General features: G+C 63.1%; 18 protein-coding genes. 10 read left to right on the plus strand and 8 right to left on the minus strand.

Going from position 1 to position 18,765, the window contains the following annotated elements; all coding sequences use genetic code 11:
• Window positions 1-9: 9 nt before the first annotated feature.
• Window positions 10-1,626: an ABC transporter substrate-binding protein gene (locus tag V5735_RS15440; protein ID WP_423744319.1), complete on the minus strand. Its 1,617-nt coding sequence runs from the start codon at window positions 1,624-1,626 to the stop codon at window positions 10-12.
• A 130-nt stretch (window positions 1,627-1,756) separates the two neighbouring features.
• Between V5735_RS15440 and V5735_RS15445 the strand changes: the two genes are divergently transcribed.
• From V5735_RS15445 to V5735_RS15455, 3 genes are all read left to right on the plus strand, one after another.
• Window positions 1,757-2,392, plus strand: coding sequence for a reverse transcriptase-like protein (locus V5735_RS15445; RefSeq protein WP_423744320.1), 636 nt, complete (start codon window positions 1,757-1,759; stop codon window positions 2,390-2,392).
• A gap of 187 nt (window positions 2,393-2,579) precedes the next feature.
• The gene (locus tag V5735_RS15450; RefSeq protein WP_423744321.1) at window positions 2,580-3,344 is read left to right on the plus strand and encodes a DUF3592 domain-containing protein; all 765 of its coding nucleotides are present in this window, start codon (window positions 2,580-2,582) and stop codon (window positions 3,342-3,344) included.
• Window positions 3,345-3,479: 135 nt separating this feature from the next.
• A complete protein-coding gene (locus V5735_RS15455) occupies window positions 3,480-3,893 on the plus strand; it encodes a hypothetical protein (RefSeq protein ID WP_007977894.1) in 414 nt (137 codons plus the stop codon).
• Between the two features lie 352 nt (window positions 3,894-4,245).
• On the opposite strand, the gene V5735_RS15460 is transcribed toward V5735_RS15455, so the two are convergent.
• Entirely contained in the window at window positions 4,246-6,501 is a 2,256-nt protein-coding gene (locus V5735_RS15460) for an NADP-dependent malic enzyme (RefSeq protein WP_264781002.1), read from the minus strand.
• Between the two features lie 72 nt (window positions 6,502-6,573).
• Entirely contained in the window at window positions 6,574-7,653 is a 1,080-nt protein-coding gene (locus tag V5735_RS15465; RefSeq protein WP_423744322.1) for a M24 family metallopeptidase, read from the minus strand.
• Window positions 7,654-8,051: 398 nt separating this feature from the next.
• Here V5735_RS15465 and V5735_RS15470 point away from each other — a divergent pair, with 398 nt between their 5' ends.
• The 6 genes from V5735_RS15470 (at window position 8,052) to V5735_RS15495 (ending at window position 13,468) form a co-directional block, all read left to right on the plus strand.
• Window positions 8,052-8,531, plus strand: a complete 480-nt coding sequence (locus tag V5735_RS15470) for a COX15/CtaA family protein (protein WP_423744323.1) — start codon at window positions 8,052-8,054, stop codon at window positions 8,529-8,531.
• A 160-nt stretch (window positions 8,532-8,691) separates the two neighbouring features.
• Window positions 8,692-9,519: a transporter substrate-binding domain-containing protein gene (locus tag V5735_RS15475; RefSeq protein ID WP_423744324.1), complete on the plus strand. Its 828-nt coding sequence runs from the start codon at window positions 8,692-8,694 to the stop codon at window positions 9,517-9,519.
• Between the two features lie 18 nt (window positions 9,520-9,537).
• Entirely contained in the window at window positions 9,538-10,368 is an 831-nt protein-coding gene (locus V5735_RS15480; RefSeq protein WP_423744325.1) for an amino acid ABC transporter permease, read from the plus strand.
• Window positions 10,365-11,108, plus strand: a complete 744-nt coding sequence (locus tag V5735_RS15485) for an amino acid ABC transporter ATP-binding protein (RefSeq protein ID WP_423746037.1) — start codon at window positions 10,365-10,367, stop codon at window positions 11,106-11,108. The genes V5735_RS15480 and V5735_RS15485 overlap by 4 nt, the downstream gene beginning before the upstream one ends.
• Before the next feature lie 78 nt (window positions 11,109-11,186).
• Window positions 11,187-12,854, plus strand: coding sequence for a Na+/H+ antiporter NhaC family protein (locus tag V5735_RS15490; RefSeq protein WP_423744326.1), 1,668 nt, complete (start codon window positions 11,187-11,189; stop codon window positions 12,852-12,854).
• A gap of 65 nt (window positions 12,855-12,919) precedes the next feature.
• On the plus strand, window positions 12,920-13,468 hold the full coding sequence (locus V5735_RS15495) for a GNAT family N-acetyltransferase (protein WP_423744327.1): 549 nt from the start codon (window positions 12,920-12,922) through the stop codon (window positions 13,466-13,468).
• A 16-nt stretch (window positions 13,469-13,484) separates the two neighbouring features.
• Here the strand turns inward: V5735_RS15495 and V5735_RS15500 are convergent, their stop codons facing one another.
• From V5735_RS15500 to V5735_RS15515, 4 genes are all read right to left on the minus strand, one after another.
• Window positions 13,485-14,192, minus strand: coding sequence for a hypothetical protein (locus V5735_RS15500; RefSeq protein WP_423744328.1), 708 nt, complete (start codon window positions 14,190-14,192; stop codon window positions 13,485-13,487).
• A 59-nt stretch (window positions 14,193-14,251) separates the two neighbouring features.
• Window positions 14,252-15,718: a replication factor C large subunit gene (locus V5735_RS15505; protein WP_423744329.1), complete on the minus strand. Its 1,467-nt coding sequence runs from the start codon at window positions 15,716-15,718 to the stop codon at window positions 14,252-14,254.
• 94 nt (window positions 15,719-15,812) lie between these two features.
• Window positions 15,813-16,688 (minus strand): DNA-methyltransferase, encoded by an 876-nt coding sequence (locus V5735_RS15510; RefSeq protein WP_423744330.1) that lies wholly within the window; start codon window positions 16,686-16,688, stop codon window positions 15,813-15,815.
• 56 nt (window positions 16,689-16,744) lie between these two features.
• Entirely contained in the window at window positions 16,745-17,632 is an 888-nt protein-coding gene (locus V5735_RS15515; protein WP_423744331.1) for a PhzF family phenazine biosynthesis protein, read from the minus strand.
• A 126-nt stretch (window positions 17,633-17,758) separates the two neighbouring features.
• Between V5735_RS15515 and V5735_RS15520 the strand changes: the two genes are divergently transcribed.
• A complete protein-coding gene (locus V5735_RS15520) occupies window positions 17,759-18,208 on the plus strand; it encodes a pyridoxamine 5'-phosphate oxidase family protein (protein ID WP_423744332.1) in 450 nt (149 codons plus the stop codon).
• Window positions 18,209-18,421: 213 nt separating this feature from the next.
• On the opposite strand, the gene V5735_RS15525 is transcribed toward V5735_RS15520, so the two are convergent.
• Window positions 18,422-18,652 carry a HalOD1 output domain-containing protein gene (locus tag V5735_RS15525; protein WP_423744333.1) on the minus strand — a complete coding sequence of 77 codons (231 nt, stop codon included), beginning with the start codon at window positions 18,650-18,652 and terminating at the stop codon, window positions 18,422-18,424.
• Window positions 18,653-18,765 lie beyond the last annotated feature (113 nt).

Below are 18,765 nucleotides of genomic sequence, written 5' to 3' on the forward strand. Positions count from 1 at the left end.
TGCGTTCATCTACTTTGGAGAGATAGCGTATGCGTCGATGCGTTCGTCCGTACGGGCCTTCCACTTGAGGCGTTGGCTGACGCCGTACACGCTGTACTGCTGGTTGAGGAATATCCACGGCGCTTGGTCGTGGAGAATCTTGTTCACCTCCTTCAGTTTCCCGTTGCGCTCGTCGCCGTCGGGCATGTTCTGCGCCTCCTTCATCAGCTTGTCCACCTTCTCGTTGCTGTAGGAGGTCAGCGCGCCGTCGGTCGTGAGCAGCGGAATGATGGTTTGGCTCGCGTCGAACGTCGCGTTCCCCCAACCGATGAGGTAGAAGTGCGGTCCCGTCTTTATCTTCCCGTCCGTCAGCTCTCCCGCGAGCGCGTTGAAGTCTCGCTGTTGAACCGAACAGTTGACGTTCTTGAGTTGGTCTATCTGCTGGGCCACCGCTTGCGCTATCTCTAGGTCCTTCAGGTACCGTCCGACTGGCGTGTGAAGGGTAATCGTCGCTCCGGCGTTGCCGCTCTCCTCGACCAGTCGTTCCGCCTTCTTCTTGTTCGCCGGGTACGGTTCGACACTAGAATTGTACCCCGTGAACTCCTTCAACGTGGGCTGACCGGTCTGGTCCGCGAAGCCCGAAAGCACGTTCTTGATGATGCTCTGGAGGTCGATGGCGTAGTTCATCGCCTGCCTGAACTTCGGACTGTCGAACGGTTTCACGTCGTAGCGCATCGCGTTGTAGATGATGCGCGTGCTCGGAACCGCCGCGAGGCGGGATTTCGAGTTCCCCTTCACGCGTCCCGCGTCCTGCGGCGGCACGTTGACGATGATGTCCGTCTCGCCGTTGACGAGTTGGTTCACCCGCGTGCTGGACTCCTTCGCCGCGTTGAACGTGAGTTCCGAAACCGAGGCCGGTTCCTGCCAGTAGTCCTCGTTGCGCTCGAAGACGACCTTCACGTCCTCCGTGTAGTCCTTGAGTTTGAACGGCCCCGTGCCGTTCATGTTCTTCGCGACGTAGTTCTTGTCGTGGCTTTCGACCCACGACTTCTGCATGATGTCACAGTAGGACGCGAAGAGGGCGAAGATGATGGGATTCACCCCGTCCGACGTGACTTCCACCGCGCCGTCCATGGCTTTCGCACCCGTCACGCCCGACAACTGGTCTTTCTGCGGGCTTTCGAGCCCGCCGACGCCGGACTTCACGATGCGGTTGACGCTGAAGGCCACGTCCTCCGCGGTCAGCGTGTCGCCGTTGTGGAACTTCACGCCGTCGCGGATGGTGAATTTGACCGTCTTGTCGCCGGTCCGCTCGTACTTCGTCGCCAGCTTCTTGATGATTTTCCCGTCCGCGTTGCGCGAGAGCAGGCCCTCGTAGGCCTGTAGGACGACGTTATCCGTGGTCGTCTCCCGGTGGTTCTGCGGGTCGAGCGTGGACGGCATCTGTCCTTGCGTGATGGTCGCGGGAAAGTCTCCTGTCGTGTTTCCGCCGCCGTTCCCTCCGCTGTCGGTACTGGACGTTTGACCGTCGGTTCCATCCTGATTCTGGTTGTCCCCACCGCCAGTACAGCCCGCCAGGGCCGCTGACGCCGCTGCGCCTCCTGCAAACTTCAAATACGTCCGCCGATTTAGTCGCTCATCGGGCATACCCTGACATGGCGGGTAATTGCATATATATCTGTGGTATGGGACAACATCGCCCGTGATTCATTATCTCATGACAGGTTCTGTCGAACCTAACCGCAGATTTATGTGACCCGATACCGAACCGGGAAATATGGCCGTTCACGGCCGTCATCCCTCATTACGTGATCTGTTCGATGAGTCGCCCACCCCACACATCGCCCACCCACCGCACACCCATCACCGTGATTTCTACGTCACGAGCGACGGGTCGTTCGACCGGGAATCCGGCGCCGGTGGACTCGGCGTAATCATCGAAACGCGCGACGGCAGGCGCGTCGCCCGTCTCTCCGTCCCCGACAGTGACGTGCCCGACAACAACGTCGCCGAGTACCGGGCGCTCCACCTCGGCCTCGACGTGTTGGCCGTCCGCGCGCCCAGAAACGCACGCGTCGGCGTGCTGGTGGACCACGACCAACTGGCCGCCAACGTCAACAACGCCGTCCTCGCCCACAACCGGACGGATTGCCGACCGCCGAAACCGTTCTCCGTCCCGCTCGCGGGCAAAAACCACTGGCGGGGAATCCGGGCCAGAATCGCCGGATTCGGCGAACTCCGTGCCGCACGGATTCGAAGCGAGCAGAACCCCGCCCATCCGCTGGCGAACGCACCCGAGCAGTACGCGCACGTCAACCGCGAACCCGAGCGATGTCTCCTTCCCGACGCGCCGGAGTCGAGCGAGCCGCAGATTCCGCCGCCGTCCCGCGCCGACAGACACGCGAGCGGGTGAGACGAACGGCGGGATTCGCGTTTCCGCACGTCGATTTCCGGCAGACGAACGCGGTCGAGTAGCCTGCTGACCAGGTTTCGGCCGACTCGGTTTCGAGTCACTAAAACCGATAGATAATTCAAACAAAGCGGATGATTTCAATCAGAGACGCATGCCGTCGAATCGAAGCCGGAGAGTCCTCGCTTTCGTGCTCGCGCTCGCACTGATCGGCTATGGTGGCTATTCGCTGTACAGCCAGCACCGAAAGATCACCACCTACGAGACGGCGGACGGAACCGTCGTTTCGACCGCCGTCCACTCGGAGCGGACGGGGAAACCCAGCATATTCGGCGATTCGAAGTCGTACTATCCCACCATCGACTACCGCTATTCGGTCGCCGGGACGACCTACCGGAACGATAACGTCTACTCGTCGAGCAAAATTCCCGGCGGGGAGCAGGCGGAGGCCACCGCGCTCGTGAATCGGTACGCGGAGGGCAAACGGGTCACCGTCCACTACGCGGCGGACGACCCCTCGGAGTCGTTCCTGTCCGGCAATTACACCTTCTTCCCGGCGTACCTCGTCCTGCTCGTCGGGTTGGTCCTCCTCCGCGACAGTCTGAACCCCGGTTCCGTTTGGGTTCGGAAGCTACTCCCGAACCGGGACACCGGACGTCAAAAGGGTAGCAAGTCGATGCTCGCCGACCCGCCGTCCCTCGACGCGGACGAGTGGGACGACGACTGGCCGACGCGCCGGTCGGACTCGACGGCGGCCGACGTGAACGCGAACACGGGCACACCGATAACCGACGATCGTCACCTGCTGGCGCTCTCTGCGGGGTTCTACGCCGCCGTCGTCGCCGTCTTCGCTCACTACTTCCTCGTTTCGGGCCGCCCCTACAGTTCCGTCGCGTACGTGAGCCTCCTCGTCGGCGGAGTCGGGTTCGCGTTCGAACTCCGTTCCGACTTCTGAGAGGTTCGGGTCCCGGTCCCGTTCAGCCGCCGATTCGCGTTCGGTCCGATACTAGAATTACTCACGAATCCGGGAGATACGGACAGCGAAACGCCTACTATCCCCGTTTGAGTGGGACATCACGGTGGCACGCGAATGGGCACGCGGATACTCGATTGGTTCTCGCGGTACTGGAAGCGCAAGACGGATCGGCCGGACTACAGACAGGCGTACGTCAAACTCCCCCTCGACACGGACCTGCCGTCGTTGGCGTCCGAGTTCGAACGCGTTTGCGAGGGAAGACTCGACCGCGTTCCGCGCCGGGATTCGTTGGTCGTCGATACCGATTTCATCCCCGAAGCGCGGTTCGACGGGGAGCGGTTCGCGGAGTTGGTCGCCGAACTGAAAGCCCGGTCTCCCGAGCGGTACGCCCTCCACGACTCCACGAAGTGGCGACGGCACGAGGGCGGCGTAGCGAAGATGCACACCGTCGTCCCGGTGAAACGGTTGTACTCGGTCGATGAGGAATCGACGGCCTACGAACCATCCGTCAGCGACCGACCGCGGTAGGGAGAAGTGGTTAGTATCATTTAGTAGAAAACAGTATCTTTCAGTTCGTTTTAGTAATACACTTCCAGCCGTCGTTTTCGACGGACAGGGATGGTTCTGGCGCGATGGCATTCGCGTCCCCGAAAAAGAGCCGCTCACGTCCGAGGCGCTCAGCGCCTCGTCGTTCGCGGAAATTATTCTTGCTGAGCGTCAACGACCGCAACGCCCGCCAGATTCACGATGTCGTTTGGACCTTTTTTCCGCTCGGGCGTCCTCACGCCTCCGGCGTTGCGGGTGCCACTCGCGCAAAAAACCTCCACGAAAAAAGAGCCGCTCACGTCCGAGGCGCTCCGCGCCTCGTCGTTCGCGGAAATTATTCTTGCTGAGCGTCAACGACCGCAACGCCCGCCAGATTCACGATGTCTTTAACCTCGTCGCCGCGCTGGAGGACGTGGACGGGTTTGTCCATGCCGACGAGCATCGGGCCGATGGCCTCCGCGCCGCCGAGTCGCTGGAGGAGTTTGTAGCCGATGTTGCCCGCTTCGAGGTTCGGGAAGACGAGCACGTTCGCGGGTTGGTCCAACTCCGAGAACTCGTAGGTGCCGTTGAGGATTTCCTCGACGACGGCCGTGTCGGCCTGCATCTCGCCGTCGACGGGGAAGTCGACTTCGGGGTCCTCGCGGAGCATCTTGGAGGCCTTGCGCGGCTTGCGCGTGCCCTCGTTATCGACGCTGCCGAAGTTGGAATACGAGAGGAGCGCGGCCCGCGGTTCGACGTTGAACCGCCGAGCGAGTTTGGCGGTCTGCTTGGTCACTTCGGTCAGCACGTCCTCGTCGGGTGCCTGATTGACCGTCGCGTCGGCGCAGAAGACGACGCGGTTCTTGAACGTGAGCATGTAGACACCGGCGGCGTAGTCCACGTCCGGCGCGGTGCTGATGACCTGGAGCGGCGGGCGGAGCGCCGACGGGTAGTGGTGGGTCAGCCCCGTCAGCATGGCGTCCGCGTCGCCCTGTTCGACCATCACGCTGCCGAAGTAGTTCGAATCTTTCTCGATGAGTTCGCCCGCCTCGTTTCGGGTGATACCCTTGCGTCCGCGCAGTTCGTAGAGTCGGTCGGCGTAGCCCTCGTGGTCGCCGTTCTTCGGGTCCACGACGTCGGGGTCGAAATCGAGACCGAGGTCGACGACGTTCGTCTCGATTTCGTCGCGGTCGCCGATGAGGACGGGGTTGGCGATACCCTCCTCGCGCATCTGGTAGGCCGCGCGAATCATCTTCCGGTCCGTCCCTTCGGAAAGCGCGACGCGCTTGGGGTCGCTTTTGGCCTTGTTCAGGACGACGCGCATCATTTCGCGGGACTTGCCCAGCCGCGCTTCGAGCGTCTCGACGTACTCGTCGGTGTCGAGTTCGCTCCGGGCCACGCCGGTTTCCATCGCCGCGTCGGCGACGGCGGGCGCGACCTCGAACAGCACGCGCGGGTCGAGCGGTTTCGGGATGATGTAATCCGGGCCGAACTGGAGCGGTTGGTCGCCGTAGGCCTTGACCACGGCGTCCGGCACGTCTTTCTTGGCGAGTTTCGCCAGCGCGCGCGCGGCGGCGACCTTCATCTCCTCGTTGATGTCGCTCGCACGAACGTCGAGCGCACCGCGGAAGATGAACGGGAATCCGAGGACGTTGTTGACCATGTTGGGGTAGTCCGAGCGCCCGGTCGCCACGATAACCGTGTCGTCGCGGGCCTCCTTCGCGTCCTCGTAGTCGATTTCCGGGTCCGGATTCGCCATGGCGAAGATGAACGGATTGTCGGCCATCGACCGCACCATGTCCTGACTGACGATGCCGCCGACGGAGAGGCCGACGAACACGTCCGCGCCTTCCATCGCGGCCGCGAGGTCGCCCTCGGGAACGTCGCGGGCGAACTCGGTCTTGAACTCGTTGACCTCGCCGTTTCGCACGCGCTGTTCGGTGATGATGCCCGAGGAGTCGCACATGGTGATGTTCTCCTTTCGCGCGCCGAGCGAGACGTAGAAGCGAGCGGTGGCGATGGCGCTCGCGCCAGCGCCGGAGAAGACGATTTCCAGATCGCTCAGGTCCTTCTCGGTGAGTTCCGCCGCGTTGAGGAGGGCGGCCCCGCTGATGATGGCGGTGCCGTGTTGGTCGTCGTGGAAGACGGGGATGTCCATCTCTTCACGCAGGCGCTCTTCGATTTCGAAGCACTCCGGCGCCTTGATGTCCTCTAAATTGACGCCGCCGAAGGTTGGCTCCATCGCGCTCACCGTTCGTACGATGTCGTCTGGGTCCTGTTGATCGAGTTCGATGTCGAACACGTCGATGTCGGCGAACCGCTTGAAGAGGACGCCTTTCCCCTCCATCACGGGTTTCGACGCCTGTGCGCCGATGTCCCCGAGGCCGAGGACGGCACTGCCGTTCGAAACGACGGCGACGAGGTTCCCCTTCGCGGTGTAGGAGTACGCCTTTCCGGCGTCGTCGGCGATTTCGTTACAGGGGGCGGCGACACCGGGGGAGTAGGCGAGACTCAGGTCGCGCTGCGTGTTCGTCGGCTTCGTCGTCGATATCTCTATCTTTCCCGGCGGGTCGCTCCGGTGGTAATCGAGTGAATCCTCGTCGAGTCCCATGCCGGGTACGTTTTCGCCCGCCTGTAAAAAGGTATCCCAATGCGTCGAATTTACCTTCGACGTTCGTCGAACTCAGAGTTCGAGCACCGCCGGGCGCGGGAGCGCGCCCTCGTAGTCGAACGCCATCACGGATTCATCGGGCCAGTCCCCCGTCTCGGTGAGGATTTCCATCCCGTCCTCGGCGATGAGCACGGTGTCCTCGCTCTTTGCCCCCTGCACGGTCGGGTTCCACGCGTAGGCCATCGGCAGCCGAATTTCGTCGTCCGTCGTTGGCGTTGCGATCCACTCGCGTCCGGCGTAGCCCGCCGCGCCGCCCTGATGGTGGTGTTTCCACTCGCCCGCGTAGCCGACGTGTTCGTAGGCCGCTCGAATCGCCTCGAACACGTCCTTGGCTTGCCCGTCGAAAGCCGCTACCTGCTGCGTTGCCGCGAGCGCTGTCGTCTCCACGATTGCGGCGGCCCGGTGTCGCTCCGCGAGCCAATCCGGAGCGTCGAACGCCACGGTTCGTGTACAACTCGCGTGCAACCCGTGCCGCTCGGCTGTCACGGAGACGTGCGCGTAGTCGCCCAGTTCCGCCTCGGTCGGCGTGTAGTGGCGGTACTGCTGTGCCCGTTCGCTCCCGCCGACGAGCGCCACGGGCGTTTCGATGCCGCGCGCGGAAAGCGCGCCGCGAACCGCCGACGCGATTTCCCGCTCGGTGTCAGTCGGGTCCAACTCCCGACAGATGGCCTCGACCGCGGCGGCCGTCTCCGCACCCAATTCCCGGTACGCGTCCACGTCCTCGTCCGTGAGGGGTTGCCGGAGCGGCGAGGCGTCCACCGACTCGAATCCCAGCACGTCGAAATCCGCGGCGGCGGGCGTCGTCGCGCGGTCGGCGACCGCTTCGGCCAACGACGATTCGTACCACTCGTACTCGGCGACCGGGATGTGGTCGGGCAGTTCCTCCTCGCGGAACCGCGCCGCCTCGATGGAGTCCGTGACGACGCGGAAGCCGTCGCCGTCGTAGCCGACCGCCGCGACGCCGATGTCGCCCTCGCGGTCCACGACGTTGTTTCCGCCCGTGAGCCACGCGAACGAGTTCGGGTGCGCGAACCAGACGGATTCGAGGTCACGGTCGGCGAGCAAGCCATCGAGACGGTCTCGTTTCGTCATACTCGCCGTATGGCGTCCGCACTCCTTTAAACGAGTGATTGGCTCCATTTTTGGTGTCGTCTCGCCTCGGACATTATTCTCCCGCAAAACCTATTATTCAATTACATAAACGCTCAGGAGCCGACCCAGTTTCGCCCGCTGGTGGTGTCACAGCACTGTACGGTCCCGGCTGAGACTTTCCGCCCTTTCCCCACCATCGAAACGGTCTTTCCCTCCCGATATTCCGACACCTCGTCTTTCCCGCACCCCGTCCCGTGCTTCGTCGCTCGTTCTCCCGTCGGTTTCTCCCTCCGCTCCCAGTCTCCGGGAAAGTCGGACAGACCTAAGTACACCGCTTTCTAACACCCGAGAAAGGGGATTACTGTGATAGGAGACGACCAATCCGAGGTGCGTAACTGATGGGGTCACGATTTCGACGCTTCGCCGCGTTCACGACGGCACTGACCTTTATCCTCATCCTGCTCGGCGTGTACACCGCCGCGATGGGTGCGGGACTCTCGTGCGGCCAACAGTGGCCGTTCTGTGACGGCGGGTTGATTCCGCAGACGGTTCCGAGCTTCATCGAGTGGTTCCACCGACTCGTCGCCATGGTGACCGGCTTCTTCATCCTCGGCACCACCATCGGCGCGTGGAAGTACTACGACAGCACGCGAATCCGCGCCGCGGCGACCCTCGCGCTGGTCGTCCTCCCGGTGCAGGTGTTGCTCGGCGGCGCGACGGTGCTCATCTACGGGCCGCTCGTGCAGACGGCCCACCACGCCGCCGCGATGGTGATCTTCTCGTCGCTCCTCGCGACGACGCTGTGGGCCTACGAGGAACCCCAGCAGGCGACGGCTCCCGCGACGGATTCGCCCGGCGGCTACCCGTCGGACGACTAACCGGCGGCTGGCAAACGACCAACGGTTCGCCGACGAACGACCAACGGTTCGCCGACGAACGACCAGCGGACGACCGCTGAAATTTTTATCGAAACGGTGTTAGTAACCGACAGTAGCCTTCTATAGGCTGTTTGACTATGTAGTATCGGGGAGAACTACAATGCACAGACGGAGCTTTCTCAGGGGGACCGGTGGAGCTATCGCCGCGCTGACGTTCGCCGGAAACGCGAGCGCACAGAACAACGGCACCATCAGAATCGGTTCTGACATCCCGTATCGCCCGTTCGAATACCGGACCAAGACCGGCGAGCTCGTCGGCTTCGACGTGGACATCGCCAACGCCGTCTTCGAGGGCCAGCTCGACCGCAACTACGAGTTCGTCCAGACGAGCTTCGACACCATCATCCCGAGTTTGAACAACGGGAACTTCCGCGTCATCATGAGCGCGATGACCATCACGCCGGAACGGTCGAAACAGGTCGATTTCTCCGACCCGTACTTCACGGCGTATCAGACCGTCCTCATCCTGAAAAACAGCGACATAACGTCGCTGCAGGATTTGAAGGGCGAAACGGTCGCCGTCCAGAAAGGGACGACGGGGGAGGCCGCCGCACAGGACCTGAAAAAGCAGTTCAACGGCGACCTCACAATCGACAGCTACGACCAGATTCCGGGCGCGTTCTCGGCGCTGGGGAACAACCAAGCCGCGGCCGTCATCAACGACAACACGGTCAACGCCGAGTTCGCCCAACAGAACGACAACGTAACGTTCCTGAAGGGGAAGGGTGCCGCCCAAGAACAGGGGAAAGAAAACGCGCCGCCGTATCTCACGCTCACCGTCGAGGAGTACGGCATCGCCTTCCGGAAGAACGACGACCAACTCAAAAAGCAGGTCAACGACGCGCTCTCGACCATCCGGGACAATGGTACGTACGACGAACTGTACAACAAGTACTTCCAGGCGCCGGGAGGCACGACCAGCGGCTAAGCGCCGCAGGAGTCCCTCATGGCCGAGACATACACCGAGCGGGGTATCGAGCGACCGACGGAGGGGGAAACGGGGTGGTTGAACGACCGGCGGGTCAGGTGGCTCGGTATCGCCATCGCGGGCGTCTTCTCGCTCGGCGTCGCGTTCTTCCTCCTGTTGATTCTCACGCAGTTCGTGGATTATCAACTGCTGGTGACCATCCTCCCGCAGTTCATCGACGCGCTGTTCCTCGTCCTCCAGATAATCCTCATCTCGGGCGTCCTGTCGCTCACCTTCGGCGTGATGGTCGGCTTGGGTCGCGTGTCACAAACCGGGTTCACCCAGCGGATAGCGACGCTGTACGTGGAGTTCTTCCGCGGAACCCCACTGCTGTTCCAGCTGTTCGTCGTCTACCTCGGCGTTCCGGCGTTCTGGCCGCCGGGGCAGTTCCCGCTCCAGAACTGGAGTTTCGCGGCGGCCATCATCGGGTTGACGCTGAACCACACCGCCTACATCGGCGAGGCGGTCAAGGGCGGCATCAACTCCGTCTCCGGCGGGCAGTCGGAGGCGGCGCGCTCGCTCGGGATGTCGTACATCGACTCGATGCGCTACGTCGTCCTGCCCCAAGCGTGGCGGAACGCGCTCGCGGCCATCGGCAACGACCTCGTTATCCTCGTCAAGGACACGTCGCTGCTGACGGTGCTGGCGATTCCCGAACTCATCAGCGTCTTCCGGAACGTGAACAGCGCCACGTTCGACGCGTGGACGCCCATCGTCGTGGTGTCCGTCGCCTACCTCGTCATTACGGTGCCGCTCGGCAAACTCGTCCGAACGATGGAGGAACGCTCCATGTGGGGGACGGAACGATGAGCGTCCCCGACGTTCCCGAAGTCGAGTACGACAGCGTTGACAAGTACTTCGGCGAGACGCACGTGCTGAAGGACGTCTCGCTCTCCGTCGAGGACGGAGAAGTGGTCGTCGTCGTCGGCCCGAGCGGGAGCGGCAAATCGACGCTGTTGCGGTGTACGAACCGCCTCGAAGAGATTCAAGGCGGCGAGATTCGCATCGAGGGCGAGTCGATAACCGACCCGGACGTGGACGTGAACAACCTGCGCCAGCACATCGGGATGGTGTTCCAGAGTTTCAACCTCTTCCCGCACAAGACCGCGGTCGAAAACGTCGCCCTCGGACCCCAAGTGGTCAAGGGGTTCGAGGAGTCGGAGGCGACGAAGTGGGCGACCGCGATGTTGGACCGCGTTGGTCTCTCGGACCAAGCCGATTCCTATCCCAACCAGCTTTCGGGCGGGCAACAACAGCGCGTGGCCATCGCCCGCGCGCTGGCCATGGACCCGAGCGTCATGCTGTTCGACGAGGTGACGAGCGCGCTCGACCCCGAACTCGTCGGCGAGGTGCTCGAAGTGATGCGCAACCTCGCCGAGGAGGGAATGACGATGCTCGTCGTCACCCACGAGATGGGATTCGCCCGCGAAGTCGGCGATAGGGTCGTCCTCATGTCCGAGGGTCGCATCGTGGAGTCGGGACCGCCAGCTGACTTCTTCGCCCATCCCGAAACCGAGCGTGCGAGGCAGTTCCTGGCGCGAGTTCACTGAATTGAACGTTTTTCTTCGATATTCGTTCGTCACGCAATCGCCCAAAACCCATTTGTTCGACTGCTCGGGAACAAGGGTATGGAAACGATTCATGCCGGAGTCTGGTCGGTGGTTCCGGCGCTGGTCGCCATCAGCCTCGCGTGGTATTCGCGCGACGCGATAATCGGTCTCTTCTGCGGTATCGCCAGCGCTGGCGTCGTCTACGGGGCGATAAAGCCCGCCTCCGCCGGTGTTCCGGGAAGTATGATAGGTAGTCCCGTGGGGACGGTCCTCGGCGGGGTCTTCGGCCTGAAACACGTCCCGACGATAATCGCCACCGCGCCGCTCTTTTCGGACTCGTGGTACGTCGAGAACGTCCTGCTCGCCATCTTCGCCATCGGCGGGATGATAGGACTGATGATTCGGTCCGGGGCGCTCCGAGGTGTCCTCGAAGCGCTCACGGCGCGAACCGACTCCGCGGCGGATGCCGAGAAGGCGGCGTTCCTCGCGGGCATCATCATCCACATCGACGACTACTTCAACTGCTTGGTGGTCGGGTCGATGATGCGCCCGCTGACGGACAAGTACGACGTCTCGCGGGCGAAACTCGCCTATTACGTCGATTCCGCCGGGAGCCCCGCCGCCCGACTCGCGTTCTACTCGACGTGGGGCGCGGCGCTCATCGGCTTCATCGGGAAGGCGCTCGTGCAGGCCCAACAGCAGGACAAACTCCCCGCCGACATGAGTCAGTACGTCGCCGGGCAGGGTGAGTCGGCCCACGCGGTGACCAACCAGATATGGCCGCTCTTTTTCAACAGCATCTTCTTCGGCTTCTACTCGTGGGTCGCGCTCATCGTCGCCGCGCTGGTCGCGTGGCAGGTCGTTCCCAACATCATGGGCATGGACCGCGAGGAGTCGCGGGCGCGCAACGGCGGCGGCGTCGTCGCCGACGACCACGACCCGATGATATCCCGCGAGATGGACGAGTACGAGATGGCCGAGACGGCCACGCCCGACTGGCGTAACTTCGCAATCCCCATCGCCACGATGATTCTCGTCGGCCTCGGCGCGATGTTCTGGCGGAGCAGTCCCGTCCTCACCGCGCCGTCGATGACCACGCTGTTCTCCGTCGGCGGCTATCGGCTCATGCTCCCGGACGGCGGGAAGTGGGCGTTCAACATCGGCGGAGTTCGCCTCGGCCTTGCGTCCTTCTCGGCGCTGGTCGTCGCGTTCGTCCTCTACCGTGCGAAGGGCGACATTCCGAGCAACAAGGACGCGACGGAGGCGATGACGCGCGGGTTCAAGGGCATCCTGCTCGCCGCGGTCATCCTCATGTTCGCCAGTTCCATCCAGAACGCCGTGACCATCCTCGACATCTCCTCGTTCGTCACGAACAACTTCTCCGGCGTGCCGCCGGAGTTCGTGCCCGTCTCGCTGTTCCTCATCACCAGCATGGTGAGCTTTTCCGACGGCAGTTCGTGGTCCACCTACGGCATCATGTTCCCCATCGCCATGCCCATCGCGTTCACCACCGGCGCGAACCTCCCGCTCGTCATGGGCGCGGTGTTCAGCGGCGGCATCTTCGGCGACCACAGTTCGCCCATCAGCGATACGACGGTTCTGGCGTCCTCGACCAGCGGGAGCGACCACCTCGTCCACGTCAGGACGCAGATTCCCTACGCCGTCATCTGCGCGACCATCGCGGCGACGTTGTTCTTCCTTCTCGGGTTCGTCCTCCCGCAGGGCTTCCGCATCTTCCCGTACTGAATCGTGTTGTTCCAAGCGTTTCCATTCGGGTATCTTGATATCTCTCGGAATCCAACGCTACCGCGATGCCCGGTCCCGTGTTCCTCGAAAACGACCCCGTAACGCTCCGCCCGGCCGACGAAGAAGATGTCCCATTCCTCCGCGAGAACGGCAACGAACCGCACGTCCGGGCGACGCGACACGCCTATCGGCCCGCCGACGAGGAGTGGGCCGAGCGACGACTCGGCGGAACGGTCGGGGAGAACGACGACTCCATCGGATTGCTCGTCTGTGCCGACGGCGAACCGGTCGGATACGTCCGTCTCATCCGCGACCACCCGTGGGTACACGTCACGCGGGACGCCGAACTCGGCTACTGGATTGCACCCGACGAGTGGCGAAACGGCTACGCCACGGCCGCCGCCGAGCGCATGGCCGAGTACGCGTTCGCCGAACTCGGACTCCACCGACTCACCGCGTCCGCGTTCGAGACGAACGAAGCCTCGAAGCGGGTGCTGAATCGGGTCGGGTTCGTCGAAGAAGGCGTCTCCAGACGCGCGGCCTACGTCGATGGGGAGTGGTGTGACGTGGTTCGGTACGGATTGCTCCGCGACGAGCGGGAGTCGAAAGGGTAGTTCCGAGCGTTCGCTGTCAGTCGCCGACCGCCGTCAGGACGTGAAGGGCGATGACCAGCGCCGTCACGACCGTCAGCCAGACGTGTATCGTCCGCCAGCGGCGGAACAGGACGCGGTTCGTCACGTCGAACACCGACCCGACGACGGCGGGCGCGGCATCGCCGCGTCCCATCCGAACGACGTGTCTGTGCAGATGGCGGCCGTAGAACCCGCTCGCGACTTCGACGGCGAGAAACAGCACGACGAGCGACCCGATGCCGCCTTCCTCCTCCGCCAGCAGAAAGTGCGGGACCGTGAGTGCGGCCCCGACGAGCATCGTCCCCTCGTGCAGTTTGAGCGACCGAAGTCGGTACTTCGGCGGAACGATACCGGTTCGTTTACCCACCGAGTAGCCGAGGACGCCGATGAGGAGGACGGTCACTCCGAGTTCGGCCAGCCCCACGTACGCCGCTTCCGCGGCCTCACCGCCGAACCCCCACCACTCGGGGACGATTCCGGCCCCCGCGCCGCCGTTCTCGCTCTCCGCCCCGTTCTCATCTTCTTCCTCCTCCTGCACTTCCTCTTGCGTCGCCAGCGACGGGGCATTCGTCCCGCCTACCCTGTCCATCCTGTTCATTCCAGCCACCCTGTTCGTCCCGTCCGCGACGGCAGCGGCGGTCGTCCCCCCGACCGTCCCGAACACGAGCGCGAGCACCACCACCCACCGAAGGACTCTCCGCTCCATACGTCCCCCTCGTCGCGGAGCCAATCATTCGTTTCGCCCGTGACGGGGTTCCCCTCTGCTCACGTGAAGTCGCCGAAACTAGCCTGCCCGTCGTCGGCTTTCGCCTCGTCGGGTTCCGAGTCCGCTGCTTCCGCCTCGGTGGATTCATCCCCCGAGTCGTCCGTTTCGTCCGCTTCGGCGTCGTCGGTCGGTTCGTCCCCGTCCGATTCCGACGCGAACCCCTCGAACGCGCCGCCGGAGTGTTCGACGGCCGCCTCCGCTTTCGACTCTTCCGCGTCCTCGACGATGCTCTGAACCTTGTTCGTGGTCTTTCCGCTTCCCGTGACGAAGGCGACGTGTTTCTCCTCCAAATCGTACTGGGCGGCCATCGCCACGGTCAGTTCGCGGTTCTTGCAGTGGTGGGTCATCGCCGAGAGGAACGGGATGACCTCGCGTCGGGCCGTGCTCATGCTGATGCCGCTCTCCTCGGCTATCTTCCGGGCGATGTAGTCGCGGGTGTCGCGCTTGCCCCGCGAACTGCCGAGTTTGCGCCAGTAGCTCGGCGGGCCGTAGCGCGTCCATCCCCCCTTCGTCCCCTGCCGGGCCGCGGCCACACCGGCGGTCATGTTGTCGCCCGCGTAGCGCCAGTACTTGTAGTTCTGCGTGGCGCGCACCCGTCCGAGCCAGCGGTCCGCGTTCGCCATGTAGCCGTAGGCGTCGGCGAGTTCCCGGCCCTCGTAGTCCTTCGGGAGGTTGTCCTCTATCCAGTTCAGCATGTTGTCGGGCGTCTCGTCCACGTCGTAGGAGGCCTTCAGCGCGCCCTCGGCGTCCTGTTTCTTGATGAGGTCGTCGAGGAAGTCGAAGATGCCGCTGGTCGTGTCGCGCTCGCCCGTCACCACGTCGTCGCGGGTCAGTTTCCCGTTCGTGGTGGCGACCGCTTGCAAGTCGTTGACCGCCGAGCGAAGGTCGCCGCTGTCGTTTTCGGCGATGGCTTCCAGCGCTTCGGATTCGTACTCGATGTTCTCCTGTCGGCAGATGTCGCGGAGCGCGGGGACGATGCTTCGCGCCGACACGTTCCGGAATTCGATGGTCTCACAGGCGTTCCGGAGCGAGTTCGACATGTCGTAGAACTCGTTGGCGATGAGGATGAGCGGCTGGTTTGCGGATTTCACCACGTCCGTGATGGCCCGCGAGCCGCCGCGGTCGGCGTTGTGCGTCAGGTTGTCCGCCTCGTCCATGATGACGACCCGTCGCCCCGCCGTCCCGCCGGTGAGGGTCCCGCTCTTCGCCGCCTCGCCCGCGACGCGCTTCACGACGTCGCCCGTGCGCTGGTCGCTGGCGTTCAACTCGATGGTCGGCCAGCCCATGTCGTTCGCCAGCGCGTGGGCCGCCGAGGTCTTTCCGACGCCGGGGCTGCCGTGGAGGATGACGGCATCCCCGTGGTCCTCCCACGTGTCGGCCCATTGTTTCAGTTTGTCTCGGGCCTTGTTGTTCCCCCGAACCTCCGACAGCGTGGTCGGGCGATATTTCTCCGTCCAGTCGGTCATTACTGACCGAAACTGGGGGGTCCCGAAACTTAACGATACGGTTGTCGTGCCGAACGACGACCCAAAATCCGTCAGCGTATCGACCGCGAATCCGTCAGCGAATTTTCCGTCGATGCTCGCGGCGGTCGAGGTCGTGTTTCATCCAGTAGTCCGGGTCGTCGCGGTGTTCGAGTTCCGTCAGCCGCTCTTCGATGATGGCGAGATACTCCTCGTTAGTTTCCGTTCCGACCCAGTTCCGCCCGAGCTGTTCCGCGACAGCGTACGTCGTCCCCGACCCGCCGAAGGGGTCGAGTACGAGGTCGTCCTTGTCCGACGTCGCCCAGACGATTTTCCGGAGGAGCTCCTCGGGCTTCTGCGTCGGATGGTCGGTCCGTTCATTGCTCGCGTTGTTCACGGTCGGCACGTCGATGACGTCCCGCGGTTTGGCCCCCTCCACGTTCGGGTCCCACTCGTAGCCAGCCTCGTTGCCGAAGAGCGATGTCTGCCCCTGTTCACGCATGGGATACTCCTTCGTGTGGCTGTTGTACGGTATTCGGACCCGGTCCATCCGAAACGTGTACTCCTCGCTCTTTCGGAGCCAGAGGATGCTCTCGTGCGAACGGGTCCATCCGCCGTTCCCCATCTGGGGTTTGTTTCGGTACGACCAAACCAGCCACTGGAGCGAGTCGTACCAGTCACACTCGCGCACGAGTCGATATTTGATGTCAGCCAACCCCTCCGTGAACCCCATGATGAACAACGACCCCTCGTCGGCCAGGATGTCCCCGGCCTTCCGAACCCACTCGACCACCCAATCGAGATACGCCGCCTCCGTTTCGAACCGGTCCCAGTCCGCCTTCCCGATGTTGTACGGCGGGTCCGAAAAGAGCGTCTGGACCCGCGCCTCGCTCTCGGCGAGCCGTTCGATGAGTTCGACGGCATCGATGTCGTACACTTCCCCGCGGTCCGTCTGGAAGTGGGGTTCTGTCATTGCTGTGAATTCCCAGCCATCACCCTTTGGTTCTATCGAAGGCGGGCAGAAATCGGCTACAACAGGGTTCCCTCGGCGACCGGAATCACGCGCCCGCCGACTCGCACGTCGATGCTACCGTCCGTTCTCGACGCGCGGAGGTGGAGGAGCGACGGTCGGTCCATCTCGTACCCCTGTTCGACCCGCACGTCGATGTCGTCCGAATCGAAGTAGCCGTGTTCGACCAGGTAGGCCGCCAAACAGCCGTTCGAGGACCCGGTCGCCGGATCCTCGGGTACCCCCGCGCAGTCGGCGAACACCCGGGCGTGAAGGTCGTTATCCGCCTCCGTTTCCGGCGCGAAGAGGACGATGTTCATGTTTCCGTGCGGTTCGATGAGGTCCTCGTAGTAGGGTTCGTGATTCGTCTCCGCCCGACGGACCGCATCGAGCGACCGAAGCGGCACGACGAGCGTCGGGAGGCCGGTCGAGACGAGTTGGACGGGAAACTCCGTATCGACGTCCCCCTCGTCGAGCGAGAGGACGCGGGCCGCAAGCGCGTGGTCGAGGGTCCGCTCGAACGTCGGCGGAATCTGGTGCATCCAGAAGGATTCGGTGCCGTCGTCGTCCCGTTCGACGTGGACGGGTATCTGGCCGACACCGAGGTTGAGCGTGAGTTCGTCGGGGCGGTCGTCGCGGACGAACTCTCGGATGACGAACGCCGTGCCGATGGTCGGGTGACCCGCGAACGGAATTTCCTCGGCTGGGTCGAAGATGCGGACGTCGTACCCGCCGTCCCGCGTCTCCGGGGAGTCGATGAACGTCGCCTCGGAGAAATTCGTCTCGCGGGTGATGTCCAGCATCTCCTCGTCGGTCAGCGCCGCCGCGTCGTGAACGACCGCGAGCTGGTTGCCAGCGTACCGTTCCCGTGCGAACACGTCTACGACGTGAAATGGGTTGTCGGTCATACGTAGCACGTATGTCACGACGTACATCAGTGTAATTGTCAAGGAGGGAGAGTGAACTCGGAGCCCGATAATTCGATTCAGACTACCACTCACCTTTTTCCACCAGCACGTCGTATATCGGTTGTCATGGGGGACATCGAATCCGTCCGAATGGACGACGAAGAGCGGGACGAGTTTCTCACGAGCGGCGGAACTGGCGTCATCTCGTTCCCGTCGGGAACCGACGAATCACCGTACTCGGTGCCGGTGTCGTACGGCTACGATGCGGCCGAGGCGCATTTTTACTTCCGTCTCGCGCTCGGTCCCGGAAGCGAGAAAACGGAGGTCGTTGACCGCCCGGTCACGTTCGTCACCTACGACCACACGGACGACGGGTGGAAGAGCGTGGTCGTCACCGGGGAGTTAGACGAGGTGGCGGAGGCGGACATCGACTCGGAGGTGACGCGGGGGATGCAACGGGTCGCTATCCCGATTGTAGACCTGTTCGAGCGCGATTCACGGGAAGTAACGTTCGACTTCTACCACCTCCATCCCGAGGAGATGACGAGTCGGAAGGAAGCCCACACCGAAACCTAACGATTCGAACCCGAGCACCGCAGCAGCGATATCGACCGCTTCGAACTCGACGTTTTTCACCGCTCGAGCGGCGACGAACGCCCGAACGACGAGCGAGCAAAAGCGATGGACGGCAGAGACGATGGATAGCCCACGCCGCGATTCGCGTCGCTCCGTGTGGTGGGACAACAACAAAAAGCGGGGAACGAAGAACGGCTTATTGGTGCGCTTCGGTCAGTCGTCTTCTCGGACCAGAACCGAGTCCTCGCCGTCGATCGTCACCCTGTATCCGGCGAACGAAAACGACAGTTCGAGGTCGTCGTTGCTGGCGACCACCGTATCGAGTGCGTCGGGGTCGATGGAATCGTACAACGGCGGGAGTTCGTTCGGTTGTACGTTCGCCTGCTCGGCCACCTCGAATACGACGTCTTGGCTGATCGATTCGCTCCCGTGCGGTCGGTTCATGGATTCTCGGTGTGAATTCGTAGCATGCATCGTTGAATCGACCGACTCGATACTCTTGGTTGAAGCGTCGGTCTTGCTAGTGTAGCTTGGGGAACGGAGCCACCTCACGGCGT

Source organism: Haladaptatus sp. SPP-AMP-3, assembly GCF_049568665.1.
Lineage (GTDB): Archaea > Halobacteriota > Halobacteria > Halobacteriales > Haladaptataceae > Haladaptatus > Haladaptatus paucihalophilus.